13 protein-coding genes are annotated in these 12901 nt (G+C 64.5%); 8 read left to right on the top strand and 5 right to left on the bottom strand.

The window, feature by feature from the left end:
- Nucleotides 1-96 precede the first annotated feature (96 nt).
- From MJ122_RS10520 to MJ122_RS10500, 5 genes are all read left to right on the top strand, one after another.
- Nucleotides 97-330 (top strand): hypothetical protein, encoded by a 234-nt coding sequence (locus MJ122_RS10520; protein ID WP_239744113.1) that lies wholly within the window; start codon nucleotides 97-99, stop codon nucleotides 328-330.
- A gap of 274 nt (nucleotides 331-604) precedes the next feature.
- Nucleotides 605-2512 carry a di-heme-cytochrome C peroxidase gene (locus MJ122_RS10515; protein ID WP_239744112.1) on the top strand — a complete coding sequence of 636 codons (1908 nt, stop codon included), beginning with the start codon at nucleotides 605-607 and terminating at the stop codon, nucleotides 2510-2512.
- 261 nt (nucleotides 2513-2773) lie between these two features.
- Entirely contained in the window at nucleotides 2774-3928 is a 1155-nt protein-coding gene (locus MJ122_RS10510; protein WP_239744111.1) for a catalase family protein, read from the top strand.
- A 214-nt stretch (nucleotides 3929-4142) separates the two neighbouring features.
- Nucleotides 4143-4481, top strand: coding sequence for a hypothetical protein (locus MJ122_RS10505; RefSeq protein ID WP_239744110.1), 339 nt, complete (start codon nucleotides 4143-4145; stop codon nucleotides 4479-4481).
- A 344-nt stretch (nucleotides 4482-4825) separates the two neighbouring features.
- Entirely contained in the window at nucleotides 4826-5332 is a 507-nt protein-coding gene (locus tag MJ122_RS10500; RefSeq protein ID WP_239744109.1) for a BRO family protein, read from the top strand.
- A gap of 199 nt (nucleotides 5333-5531) precedes the next feature.
- Here the strand turns inward: MJ122_RS10500 and MJ122_RS10495 are convergent, their stop codons facing one another.
- On the bottom strand, nucleotides 5532-6089 hold the full coding sequence (locus MJ122_RS10495; protein WP_197698113.1) for a hypothetical protein: 558 nt from the start codon (nucleotides 6087-6089) through the stop codon (nucleotides 5532-5534).
- A 276-nt stretch (nucleotides 6090-6365) separates the two neighbouring features.
- Between MJ122_RS10495 and MJ122_RS10490 the strand changes: the two genes are divergently transcribed.
- Entirely contained in the window at nucleotides 6366-7604 is a 1239-nt protein-coding gene (locus MJ122_RS10490) for a tetratricopeptide repeat protein (RefSeq protein WP_239744108.1), read from the top strand.
- A gap of 135 nt (nucleotides 7605-7739) precedes the next feature.
- Here the strand turns inward: MJ122_RS10490 and MJ122_RS10485 are convergent, their stop codons facing one another.
- The 4 genes from MJ122_RS10485 to MJ122_RS10470 all read right to left on the bottom strand — a co-directional run bounded on the left by MJ122_RS10485 (nucleotide 7740) and on the right by MJ122_RS10470 (nucleotide 10573).
- A complete protein-coding gene (locus tag MJ122_RS10485) occupies nucleotides 7740-8192 on the bottom strand; it encodes a PaaI family thioesterase (protein WP_239744107.1) in 453 nt (150 codons plus the stop codon).
- Nucleotides 8193-8324: 132 nt separating this feature from the next.
- The gene (locus MJ122_RS10480) at nucleotides 8325-8717 is read right to left on the bottom strand and encodes a hypothetical protein (protein WP_239744106.1); all 393 of its coding nucleotides are present in this window, start codon (nucleotides 8715-8717) and stop codon (nucleotides 8325-8327) included.
- 338 nt (nucleotides 8718-9055) lie between these two features.
- Nucleotides 9056-9211, bottom strand: a complete 156-nt coding sequence (locus MJ122_RS10475) for a hypothetical protein (RefSeq protein ID WP_172419198.1) — start codon at nucleotides 9209-9211, stop codon at nucleotides 9056-9058.
- Nucleotides 9212-9451: 240 nt separating this feature from the next.
- Nucleotides 9452-10573 (bottom strand): M14-type cytosolic carboxypeptidase, encoded by a 1122-nt coding sequence (locus MJ122_RS10470; protein WP_239744105.1) that lies wholly within the window; start codon nucleotides 10571-10573, stop codon nucleotides 9452-9454.
- A 211-nt stretch (nucleotides 10574-10784) separates the two neighbouring features.
- On the opposite strand from MJ122_RS10470, the gene lpdA reads away from it, so the two are divergent.
- Complete coding sequence (lpdA, locus tag MJ122_RS10465) at nucleotides 10785-12185, top strand: dihydrolipoyl dehydrogenase (protein ID WP_088417416.1); 1401 nt, start codon at nucleotides 10785-10787, stop codon at nucleotides 12183-12185.
- A gap of 243 nt (nucleotides 12186-12428) precedes the next feature.
- The gene (locus MJ122_RS10460) at nucleotides 12429-12698 is read left to right on the top strand and encodes a hypothetical protein (RefSeq protein ID WP_026079120.1); all 270 of its coding nucleotides are present in this window, start codon (nucleotides 12429-12431) and stop codon (nucleotides 12696-12698) included.
- The last annotated feature ends 203 nt before the right edge of the window (nucleotides 12699-12901 follow it).

Below are 12901 nucleotides of genomic sequence, written 5' to 3'. Positions count from 1 at the left end.
CAGACAGCCGCCGACGCCCTGCTGGTCGACACCTTCCTCCACGTCTGGACCGATGGCGACCGTTACCACCCGACGCGCATCGCTGCGCTGGACTGGATGGTAACCCTGCTCTGCCAACTCGCCGGCCACCCTTCCCCACCGCCCAGCGACGAACCCTGGCCGGAACTGCCGCCACCGGACGAACTCTGGCCCACCATCCACGCGCGCCTCCCCGATGACGAAGACGACAGCCCCCACCTGCGCTGGCCACTGATCGTCGCCAGCGTCGTCGGCCTGCTGACCGGCGCGGCGATCTGCCTGAGCCTGCTGCTGGAACTGCGCCCCGGGTGATTGCCTGAAAGACGATGGGTATCGCTTCGCTCCACGCCCCCCTACAAAGGCGCGTCACTGCGATCCCCGAGGTTTCCGTAGGATGGGTGGAGCGAAGCGATACCCATGCTGCCGCCGCGCCCATTTTCCGTTAACCCGGAAATCCGGGATTTCCTGCCAAGCGCCGTAGCCCGCCATAAAAACCCTGAATTCCGTACGGCATCACCTTGCCAAGCCGCTGCGTACTTGGCATAAACGTCCGATTCTTTTTCGCACATATAACAAGGAAGTTTCGATGCGCATTCTCGGACGCGTCCTACTTGCAGTCCTGCTGCTCCTCTTGCTCGTCGGCGGCGTCATCGCCTGGTACACCGCGCATCCCAATCTCCCCGAATATTCCAGGCCGGAGAAGATGGTCCATCTCGACCAGTGGAGCCCGGCGGACCGCGAAACCTACTACTACACGCCCCAGGGCACCCAGGTGAAAGGCCTGCGCTACGACTGGTTCACCCACCTCGAGCAGCCCTTCAACAAGGACAAGTTCGCCAGCCCGGAAAACCTCGCGCGCTTCGGCTTCCTCATCGAGCCCGAGCAGATCGGCCGCGACGCCGACGACACCCTGGCCGCCAGCGCCAGGAATCCTGGCAACCTGCCGGTCGGCTTCGCCCGCCACCAGGACGGCGAGACCGGCGCCTGGTACCTCGACATCACCTGCTCCGCCTGCCACACCGGAGAGTTGCGCTACAAAGGCACCGCCGTGCGCATCGACGGCGGCGCGGCCATGCACTCCATTGCCTCGACCGTGCCTACCCTGCGCGGCGGCGCGTTCGGCCAGGCGCTGGGCGCCAGCCTGGCGTCCACCTACTACGTGCCGTGGAAGTTCGACCGCTTCGCCAAGGGCGTGCTGGGCGACCGCTATCCCAAGGGCAAGGCCGCGCTCAAGCGCGACGTGCGCAACGTCCTCGGCACCCTGCTCTCCACCGCCTGGAACGACACCCACCGCGGCCTCTACCCGACCCTGGAAGGCCCCGGCCGCGCCGACGCCTTCGGCCGTATCGCCAACAGCGTGTTCGGCGACGGCATCGACGCCTCCAACTACCGCGTCGCCAACGCCCCGGTGAACTATCCGCAGGTGTGGGACATCTGGAAGTTCGACTGGGTGCAGTGGAACGGCTCGGCCATGCAGCCCATGGCGCGCAACATCGGCGAAGCCCTCGGCGTCGGCGCCACCCTGCGCCTGTTCGAGAGCGACGGCAAACCGGTGATGGGCGATGAGCGCTACGCCTCCAGCGTGCGCCTGCGCGACCTCTACACCCTTGAAGAAACCCTCAAGCAACTGAAACCGCCGGCCTGGCCGAAAGCGGTGTTCGGCGACATCGACCTGAAGAAAGCCTCCCTGGGCCGCGCCCTGTTCCAGGCCAACTGCGTCTACTGTCACGGCCCGCATGTGAAGGAGCCCGGCGCGGCGGACTACATCGCCCCGGCCCGCGTGCCCGAATGGCGCATGAAGATGGTGCCCACCAGCGAGATCGGTACCGACCCGACCACCGCCGACAACATCGCCGACCACACCTTTGACGTGCGCCCGCTCAAGCTCAAGGTCGAAGAACTCACGGCCATGAACGTCCACCTCTACCCCAGGAACGACGTGCCGCTGGACCTCTCGAAGATCTCCGCCGCCAAGGGCCTGGCCTACGTCACCGCCTTCGTCGAGCAGCGCGCCTACCGCGACGCGCACATCAGCGAAGCGCAGCAGCAGCAAATGAACGGCTACGGCCTGCCCATCGGCGTACAGGAGCTGCGCGCCTACAAGGCCCGCCCGCTGGACGGCATCTGGGCCACCCCGCCCTTCCTGCACAACGGCTCGGTGCCCAACCTGTTCCAGATACTCTCCCCGGTAGCCGAGCGCGACGCGCAGTTCTGGGTCGGCAGCTTCGAGTACGACCCCAAGTTCGCCGGCTACCGCACCGAGCGCTTCCCCGGCGGCTTCCTCTACAAGACCAGCGTCACCGGCAACAGCAACCGCGGCCACGAATTCCGCGACGGCTGCCGCAAGGACGGCGTCATCGGCCGCGCCCTGTCGCCGGAAGAGCGCTGGGCGCTGGTGGAATACCTGAAGGTGCTGGGCAACGCCGAGTACGAAAACCAGCTCGACCCGAACGTCCCCACCCCGCCGTGGACGCCCGGGCCGAAGTGCGAATGACCGGCCAGCGCTGAACAGATCTTCGCTTTTCGTAGGAGCGAGCTTGCTCGCGAACGGATTTTCCGTTGACGCCTGAGCTGGGCGGGTTCGCGAGCAAGCTCGCTCCTACAGGTAAAGCTCCCGAGCACCACCGAATCACCGACCCCATCCCCTCTCCCTTCAGGGAGAGGGCTAGGGAGAGGGAAACGCCCCACAGCAAGCCCCCACGGGCCAGGGAACGGAATCCCCTCCACAGAAAGAAAACACCAAAGGACCCGTGCCATGCGCTCCCTGCTCACCCGAATCTGGCTCTTCCTCGGCAAATGGCTCGGCCGTCTGCTGCTCGCCGTCGCCGCCATCGGCCTGCTCGGCTGGGGCCTCGGCAGCCTCTACTACGCCTGGAAATTCTCCGGCCCCGTCTCCGCCCAGGAAGAAATCCCGCCGGGCGAAGCCCAGCTCACCCAGGTGATCATCCAAGACGCCGTGCGCATCGTCGAACAGCACCGCGACAACACCCGCGTGCTGCGTGATGCCCACGCCAAGGCCCACGGCTGCGTGAAGGCGGAAGTGACCGTTGCCAGCGACATCGCCCCCGGCCTGCGCCAGGGCGTGTTCGCCGAACCGGGCCACAAGTGGGACGCCATGGTCCGCTTCTCCAACGGCAACGCCTACCCGCAGTTCGACAGCGCCCGCGACGCCCGCGGCATGGCGATCAAACTGCTCGACGTCCCCGGCGCCAAGCTGATGCCCGGCAAGGGCCACGACACCGAGCAGGACTTCGTCATGTTCAACCACCCGGTGTTCTTCGTCCGCGACGTCGCCGAATACCGGCAGAACTTTGCAGCGCAAGCCAGCGGCCAGAAGGTCGCCGCCTTCTTCCCCAGCTGGAAGCCCAGCACCTGGGAAATCCGCCACCTGGTCATCGCCCTGCAGACCCTCGCCCCCGCGCCGGACAGCCCGTTCGAAACCGGCTACAACGGCATCGCCCCGTACAAGCTGGGCGAGGCCAACAACATCAAGTTCCGCGTCATCCCGCAGACCGAAGGCTGCCCGGCCTACCAGCTACCCAAGCTCAACGAGAAGCTGCCCAACTTCCTGCGCACCGCCATGTACCAGCAGCTCTCGGTCGACCGCGTCCCCGCCTGTTTCGCCCTGCAAGTGCAGAAACAGGACCCGAGCAAGTACATGCCCATCGAAGACACCAGCGTCGAATGGAGCGAATCCGACGCCCCCTTCCAGACCGTCGCCACCGTCACCATCCCGCCTCAGGACTTCGACAGCCGCGAGCAGAACCTCGCCTGCGACAACATCTCCTACAACCCCTGGCACGCCCTGCCGGAACACCAACCCATTGGCGGCATTAACCGGCTTCGCAAGGCGGTTTATGAGGCGGTGAGTGTTTATCGGCATCAGCGGAATGGGGTACGTGGGGAATAGGACCAGCGCGCAGAACTCAAACACAGCACCATCGAAATCCAGCAGTAAAAGAATTGGCAGTTGCAAGACTGGCTGATTATTCAAGTCAAGAGCCCAAAACGATTAAACACTTACACCAGTGCCATCGATGGGCGACTTCAAGGCGAATGTCGGCAAGCCGCGTACCATCGAACAACTCAGGGCAGAGCAAGCAGACTGAAGGAAGAGAGCCATCGTGAAAACTGAACTCAGATCCAGCGAGACGGTCATCCGCAAAGGTGCTGCCAATCTTCAGCGGGGCATCGAAACGGTTGGTGGTCACCTTTACCTGACGAATCAACGCTTGGTCTTCGAAGCGCACGCCATCAACTTCCAATCCAAGCCGACCGAGATTGAACTGCGCGATATCCGCTACACCGGTACGGTCTGGACGAAATTCCTTGGCCTGATCCCGTTATTTCCCAATTCGCTGGCCATCCATACCCAGGAAAGCGATCCGCTTCGACTCGTCCTTTTCGGGCGCAAGAGTTGGGCACAGTCCATCGAGACTGCAATGTCGGGGAAGGTCAGATGATCAGCAAGTCTGCTGCTGATTGAGTAGCAGGTGCTCGACTGCGACTGGTGTTCAGTGGCGGAACACTTGACCTCTCCGCCGTGAAATTCTTACGCTCCTCCCGCCCCGTGAAAAAGACGGGGCCGGGATTAGCAGCCCGAACACTCCAAAGACTCGGTAATGCCACGGCATTTCCCGACGACTGCGTTCGTCTGGAGATCGCCAGTTATGGCGGCCGCACTGGGAGGCTTTCGGGCCTGCCGATGTCTTTGGAGATCGGTACTGCTAACCCTTTGCGGCTCGCCTCCATTACCGATTAGCAGCGGCTGGTGGCGATTTTTTGGACTCTCCAAAGGACTACCACCATGGACGATCTACCCTTACCCACCCCACTCCCCTTCCTCCGTAATCGCCGCACCCTGCGCGCCCTGCTGATCGACGATCAGGTCTGGTTCCTCCTCCCCGATTTCTGCCGCGTGACGGGTTACCACTACGAAGAACGCCTGGCCATGCGCATGGCCGACGACCAGATTCGCCAGGAGCGGCTGCTGACCGAGGACGGCCTGGAACTCGACTACGTGCTGATCAGCGAATCCGCCGTGTACCAGGCGCTGGTGCTGTTCAACGTGCCGGACTTCGGTTCGCTGCGGCGCTGGATCAGCGGCACGGTGGTGCCGCAGGTGCGCAGCCAGTTCAAGGCCAGCGGCCCGCGCCATGTGCAATTGCAGTTCGAGCGGCACTGCCTGCGGGTGCTGGATTGGCAGGATGACCTCTGGGTGAGCTTCGGCGACCTGCCGCGCGTGCTGGGCGGGCGTTCGCCGATTGCCGGGCGCTCGGGTTGGCGCGGCTGGGCGAAGCGGCTGCGGACGTAGGGCGCATAACGCGGCACGCGTTATCCGCCGTTTTGGCGTGGCAGCGAAGCGGCGGATAACCGCTTCGCGGTTCTACGGCGCCAAAGGGGTTCATTCGTAGGATGGCGTGGAGCGCAGCGATACCCATCAATAGCCTGCGCACCGGCAGCACGGGGCCACCCATCCTACATGCGCCAGGCCATGACCCGGCGCAGCGGTGTCAGAGCTCCCCGCCCAGCTTGAGGAGGGTCACTATCAGCCCGCCGAGGGTCATGAAGGACGCGAGCAGCGTGCCGAGGATCAGCGGGACGACGCCGCCCGGCGAGACGTAGGGCGTCACTTCCAGCAGGAAGCCGGGGCGGATGTGATACGGGGTCAGGCAGCTGATCCGGTAATCGCCGGGTTCGCTGCAGTGGAATTCGCCCAGCGGGTTGCTGGAGTTGCCGCCCATGTCGCTGCGGCGCACGGTGAAGACGTTGAAGCGGCTGTACGCCTCGTAGGGCACGGGGTTGCCGGTGGCACAGGCGGTAACGGCGAAGTCGGCGTCGAAGTGCGCGGTGCCGGTGACGACGGTGAAGGGCGGGAAGACGATGTTGACCACGTAGCGACCTGGTTGCGGCAGCGCCACCACTTCCGCGCGGGCGGGGTCGGCCCAGCGGTAGCAGACGTCGGGTGCGACCACCCGGCGCAGCCCGCCGATACAGCGGAACAGCAGGTAGCCGCCGAGCAGCATGACCAGCGGTGCACTCCACAGTAGCATCGAGAAATCTGACTTCATATCGCCATTCCTTGGTTAATCATCGTCTGTCCCGCTACCACGCAGCGGATGGCCTATCCGCGTCAGAACGCCGGCCGGTGCGGCAGTTCCTGGCTGGAGTACTCCAGCCTCCGAAGTGGGCCGCGCGAGACTTCGTAATTATCGCCGCCATGCGCAGGAATTTTCCGATAGAGCTCATTCTTCCGGCTCCCTAGCCTTGCGCTCCATGTCATGGACGCGCGCCAACTGCTCATCCCGAGCAGAACTTCCCGCCGCCGTCCTGCCCTGGAGCCTTGCATGTCCGCCGCCGAGAAGAAGTTGAACAAGCTGTCCGCCACCTTCCGGGCGGCGCTGGCCAAGGGGAATTACCGACTGGGCCGCGATACGGCGCGCGAGGCGCTGAAAATCGCGCCGAATCATCCCACGCTCCTGGCGGACTATGCCCTGTGCCTGATGCGGACCAAGGACCATGAGCTTGCCTACAGGACGTACCTGAAGCTGCTGAACAAGCTGGGCGAAGACAACATGCCGGGCACCGCGCTGGACGGGCTGACCGAGGTCTGCGGCTGGCTGAAGCGTGACGATCTGGTGCGCCGCTACGGCAACCTGTCGCTGAGCGTGGCCGACCGCAAGTACAGCCAGTTTTCTGCCTACCCTCTGCCCGACGCGCCGCCGCCGGCATTCGACGGCACCTGTCCCGAGCGCAACCTGATCGTCTTTTCGCTGTTCGGCGCGCGCCCGCGTTATTGCGAGAGCGCGCTGAAGAACGTGGAGGCTGCGTGCGAGCTGTTCCCGCAATGGCGCTGCCGCTTCTACGTGGACGACTCGGTGCCGCCGGCGGTGCTGGCCCGATTGAAGGAGGCTGGCGCGCAGGTCGTGCAGGTGGATGAGGCAACGCGCAGTGCCATCCCTGCCACCATGTGGCGCTTTCTGGTGATGGAGGACGGTGAGGTCTCGCGCTTCCAGGTACGTGACGCCGACTCGCTGCTCTCCGAGCGCGACCGCGCGGCGGTCGAAGCCTGGCTGCAGAGCGGCTGCTGGTATCACCACATGCGCGACTACTTCAGCCATACCGAGTTGCTGCTGGCGGGCATGTGGGCCGGCTGCCACAACCCGAACCTGCCGGGCATCCGCGAGCTGATCGCCCAGTACCTGAAGGAGGAGGACGCGCACCAGCGCTTCGCCGACCAGTACTTCCTTCGCCGCAGTCTGTGGCCGACCATCCGCCAGAGCCTGCTGAGCCATGACGATCTGTTCGGCTTCCTCGACGCGCAGCCGTTCCCGTCACACGGGCCGGTGCGCTGGAAGACCGATGCCTTCCATGTGGGCTGCAATGCCAGTTACCAGGGCATCAAGGTGCAGAGCAAGCTGAAGGACGGCGAGTTGCAGCCCTGGGGTCTGTTCGATGCCGAGGGTGGGTTGTTGTGCCGTTACGAGTCGCCGGTCAGTCGCGGGCATTGGGAGGAATGGATGCCCTACTTCCTCTGCGAGGCCATTACGGAGGGCAGCTGCACGGTGCGTAACCTGGCGAAGTGAGCGGATCGCGGGCGGCGTGCGCTTCCAACCCGGAAGTTTTTTCCGCAACTCAACCCTCTCACCCGCCCTCTCCCTTCGGAGCGGAACGCGCGGCCAGGGCAGCGGCACGAACAGTCTCACCGCCAGGCGGTGCGCTCAGGCGTCAGCCAGCGGGCGCGGCTTGTTGACGTACTTGAAGGTGCCCGAAGCGGTTGCAACGACCACCCCATGGCTGTTGCGCAGCTCGCCTTCGCAGAAGGCGATGGAGCGGGCGTGGTGCTGGACCCTGCCGTGGGCCTCGAGCACCTCGCCAACCTCGCCGCCGGGGCGCAGGAAGCTGGTTTTCATCTCCACGGTCACTACTCCGCGATGGGCTTCGTCGGCGTCGCTGGCGCTCAGGGCCATCGCAACGTCGAGCAGGGTCATGATCAGCCCGCCATGGGCGTTGGCCCAGCCATTCACATGCTGAGGCTCGACACGAACCACCAGACAGCCCGGCCCGTTTCCATCCTCCGCCGGGGCATGGCGGAACTGCAGGAAGTCGAGCATGGGAATGGCGATGCCACGGTGGGCGGTGTAGAGCTTGAGCGAGTCGATATCGAGGGGCATGGGGCTTTCCGGAAGCTTCGAATGGGGCCCGGCGATGTTCCCCGCTCCAGCCGGCGGACTGCAAGCCCGGCGTAGCTTCATGCATGGCGGAAATGCCCACCGATGGGGGCGCCGGGGCTGCCCGACCGATAGTCAGCGGGACTTGCGGGTGCCGCTCTTCTTTTCCGTCTGGCGCTCGACGGCCTGGACGAAGAGTTCCTCCACCAGTAGCGACTGGATGGGAGTGCGGGTTTCCAGCGACAGGCTCATGGCTTCCAGCTTCTGGTTCACGCCCAGGCGGGCGATGCCGCACAGCAGGATGCGCTGGGCGCCGAAGATGTTGCCTTTGTCGACGACGACTTCCCGAGGCTTTTCGCCATCCAGGTAACTGACTTTGAGAGCGATTGCAGTGTCGTCGTGCACGGCCAGGTTGAGCCAGATGGCGACGTTGAACTCGACCACCCAACCCAGTCCTGTCTTCTTGGCCACGGCCTCGCGGACCAGATGAGCAGGGACCGGACCCAGGGGGGTGCTGTGGTTTTCCATGGGGCTACTTCTGACTGCTGCGGGTAGAGCGAAATGCGCTAACGGAAGACCCGATTTTATGTGAAGCAGTTCAAATTTACAGGGGGATTTTTGTAAGACGACGGCTACTGGGTATGCCCGACGTTACAGAAGCGAACCGCTCTGGAATGGTGCTTCTGGCGAGGAAAGCTCTGAAGGAAGCGAAGCGCCAGCGCGAATTATCAGAGACTGGCCGACGAAGTGGGATTACGGCGGGACTCACCTCACACAAGGCCGATCCGGCGGGGTACCGAATCGACCTTGCCGAGCCTCCTTGCCTGGCGCTTGCGCCAGCGAGGCAGGGTCTGCGGCCCGCGCACTCAGGTCGCGCCAGCGACGCTGCGGAGCCTGTGTTCGCTCGAGCGATTCTTGCGCACTTCCCGGCGCTCTCTGAAATCCAGTTCCTCCAGGGCGTCCATGCGGTCCTGCAGGTCTTCGATGACCTGCGGGGTCAACAGCTTGCGATGTCGAGTCATACGCACCTCCTGCGTGCTGATGCCTCATTAATTGGACTAGCACGCGCTGAGGAAGATTCAACAGCCAGGCGGGATGGATTGACCGAGTGGTCAAGCGGCGGGTGTAGGAAAAGGAGCTAAAAAGTCGCGCGGAGATGGAACATCTGCGCGCGGGATCATTCCCCGCCCTGGCTATGCGCCCCGCTCCGAAGGGAGAGGGGCGCGTAGCCAGGGTTAGGGAAAGGACTCACATGCCAGGATTCAACGCAACTCGTCGACCAGACTCGCCACCGTCACCAGCACCGCCCCCGCCAGCGCCTTCGAGCGCGCCCCGCTCCACCCGGTGCGCGCATTGGGCGCGAGGTTGTGGTCCTTGAACGGCATCTCCAGGGTCAGCGACAGGCAGTCGTAGGTGCGGCCGACATGGTTGCAGGCCAGGGTCAGGTTGGCCTGGCCCGGTGCGTCCTTCGGGTAGCCGTGCACGCTCTGGAATTCGCCGTTGGCTTCCAGGCGCTCGCGGAACAGGCTTTCCAGGCGATCCAGGCGCGGCGTGAACTCGGGGTTGCCTTCGCAGCCGGCGGCGAACACAAAGGGAATTTCCTCGTCGCCGTGCACGTCGAGGAACAGGTCCACGCCGTACCGGGCCATCTGCTCCTGCACGAACAGTACTTCCGGGCTCTCCTCGGCGCTGGGCGCGGCCCAGGCGCGGTTGAGGTCCTTGCCGGCGGCGTTGGTGCGCAGGTGGCCGTGGAAGGCGCCGTCGGGGTTCATGTTCGGCACCAGGTAGAAGTCGGCACGCTCCAACAGGCGCTGGATGTCAGGGTCGCCGGATTGCAGGCGCTCGATCAGGCCTTCCATGAACCATTCGGCCATGTGCTCGCCGGGATGCTGCTGGGCGATCAGCCAGATCCTGGACGCCCCTGCCGTGCCATTGCCGATACGCAGCAGCGGCAGTGCGCGATTCTCCAGGCTGTAGCCGGTGGCGAGCAGTTCGGCACCGTTGGCCAGGGCGCGTTTGACCAGCTCGGCGTGGCGCTCGCGGCTGTAAGGCTCGAAGTAGGCGAACCAGGCCTGGGGTTGCTCGGCGGTGAGGCTGAAGTGCAGCCCGTTGGAATCGTAGGTGCTGGGCACGCGGAACCAGTCACGCTGATCAAAGGAGGCGACGGCGTTGTAGCCCGGCCAGCCGCCGGTGTAGCTGGAGCCGGGGGTATTGGTCAGGCTGAACTGGTAGTGCTGGCCGGGCTGCAGGCCCTCGGCCTTGAAGTGGAACCACTGGAAGTGCGGGCTTTTCGTGTCCGGGCGCAGCGCCAGGCGCACGTGGCGCGGGTCGCTGTCGTCGATGACCTGGATGTTGCCGCTGTCGAAATCGCAGTCGATCTTCATGAATTCTCCGTAGACGCACGAGCCTGAGGCGCCAAAGCCCTGCATTTTCGCCCTCCTCGCCGCGCCTGTCATGTCTGCGTGACTTGCGCGGCAGCATATATTATGTTCGTAATATAAATTGAGTAACGCTTATCCCGAGCCTTGCGCTGGTGATCCGGCGAGTGCCGACTAACCTCGATTCATCCCTTTTTCCTACTGCGGAGAACACTGCATGAGCGCATACGATGTGATCGTCATTGGCGGCGGCCCCGGTGGCTACAACGCGGCCATTCGCGCGGGCCAGCTCGGCCTGAAGGTGGCCTGCGTGGAGGGCCGCGAAACCCTCGGCGGCACCTGCCTGAACGTGGGCTGCATGCCGTCCAAGGCGCTGCTGCATGCCTCCGAGCTGTATGAAGCGGCTGCCGGCGGCGAGTTCGCCAACCTCGGCATCCAGGTCAAGCCCAAGCTGGACCTGGCGCAGATGATGAAGCAGAAGGCGGAGAGCGTCGCCGCGCTGACCAAGGGCGTGGAGTTCCTGTTCCGCAAGAACAAGGTGGACTGGGTGAAGGGCTGGGGCCGCATCGACGGGCCGGGCAAGGTCGAAGTGACCGCCGCCGACGGCAGCAGGACCGTGCTCAGCGCCAAGGACATCATCATCGCCACCGGCTCGGAGCCCTCCCCGCTGCCGGGCGTGGAAGTCGACAACCAGCGCATCCTCGATTCCACCGGCGCGCTGTCCATCCCGGAAGTGCCCAAGCACCTGGTGGTGATCGGCGCCGGGGTGATCGGCCTGGAGCTGGGTTCGGTGTGGCGTCGACTGGGTGCGGAAGTGACGGTGATCGAATACCTCGACCGCATCTGCCCCGGCATGGACCTGGAAACCGCCAAGACCTTCCAGCGCACGCTGACCAAGCAGGGCATGAGCTTCAAGCTGGGCTCGAAGGTCACCCAGGCCAAGGTCAGCGGCAAGCAGGTGACCCTGAGCGTGGAGCCGGCCGCCGGCGGCGCGGCGGAGTCGATCCAGGCCGATTACGTCCTGCTCGCCATCGGCCGCCGCCCCTATACCCAGGGCCTGGGGCTGGAGAGCGTGGGACTGACCACCGACAAGCGCGGCATGCTGGAGAACCACGAGCACCGCAGCAGCGTACCGGGCATCTGGGTGATCGGCGACGTGACCTCCGGCCCGATGCTCGCGCACAAGGCCGAAGACGAGGCCATCGCCTGCGTCGAACTGATAGCCGGCAAGGCGGGCGAAGTGAACTACGACGTGATCCCCAGCGTGATCTACACCCACCCGGAAGTCGCCACCGTGGGCAGGACCGAGGAGCAACTCAAGGCCGAGGGCCGCGCCTACAAGGTCGGCAAGTTCCCCTTCACCGCCAACAGCCGGGCGAAGATCAACCACGAGACCGAGGGCTTCGTGAAGGTACTGGCGGACGAGCGCAGCGACGAGATCCTCGGCGTGCACATGATCGGCCCGAACGTCGGCGACATGATCGCGGAATACTGCGTGGCCATGGAGTTCCGCGGCGCCGCCGAAGACATCGCGCGTACCTGCCACCCTCACCCGACCCGTTCCGAGGCGCTGCGCCAGGCGGCGATGAACGTGGACGGATGGGCCATGCAGGCCTGACCGCCCGTCGCCTCTGACGAGCGGTAGGTGCGGCGCGACAGCGCACCCGAAACAGCGCTGCAGGCCACGGATGGCGGGGCCTGCGGCGTTTCGCTCGGATTAATTTGCGACCAGTTTGTGTACAAACGCGACATGGGCTGTGACTTTCTTCGACTCTGAAACCATCAATTGCGTGAACGAACACGAAAGTGGATGAACCGCTTTCGCCACTTCGCAATGGATTACCGCAGAGAGATCACAACCATGCATGCGACTCTTCGTTTCAACGAGGCTCTGCTGATCACCGGACGAGCCTTCCAACCCTTCCACTGCGTAACCTGGGTTGACCAAGGGGGCGACGGCAGCCTCGACCTGTCCGTCCTCGATCGTACCGGTGCCCGTCTGCTGGGCCTCACCCGCATTCCCAGCTCCGCCTACTCCGACCCGGAGCAGCTCGAGGGCCTGCTGAACCAGGCCCGCGACGAGCTGAACCGCGAAGGCTACCGCCTGCAGGAATGGCACATGCCCGCCTGATCCGCAGACAGGTACCACCGAAAAAGCCCGGCCCCAGCCGGGCTTTTTCATGGGCGCTGCCAACCGTCGGCAAGCGCTCAATTTCCCGCCTCCTTCGCCGATAGCGCGTTATCGGTCACTTCTGCTGCTGCATCGTTTCAGCTTCGATTCCGAACCCTGGCCTCCCGCTCGTCCGAATCCACTCGGGTGACGCGGTTTTTGCG

The sequence above is a fragment of the Pseudomonas sp. DP-17 genome (genome assembly GCF_022380625.1).
Taxonomy (GTDB): domain Bacteria; phylum Pseudomonadota; class Gammaproteobacteria; order Pseudomonadales; family Pseudomonadaceae; genus Pseudomonas; species Pseudomonas nitroreducens_A.
This window is presented reverse-complemented; position numbering and strand designations above follow the sequence as displayed.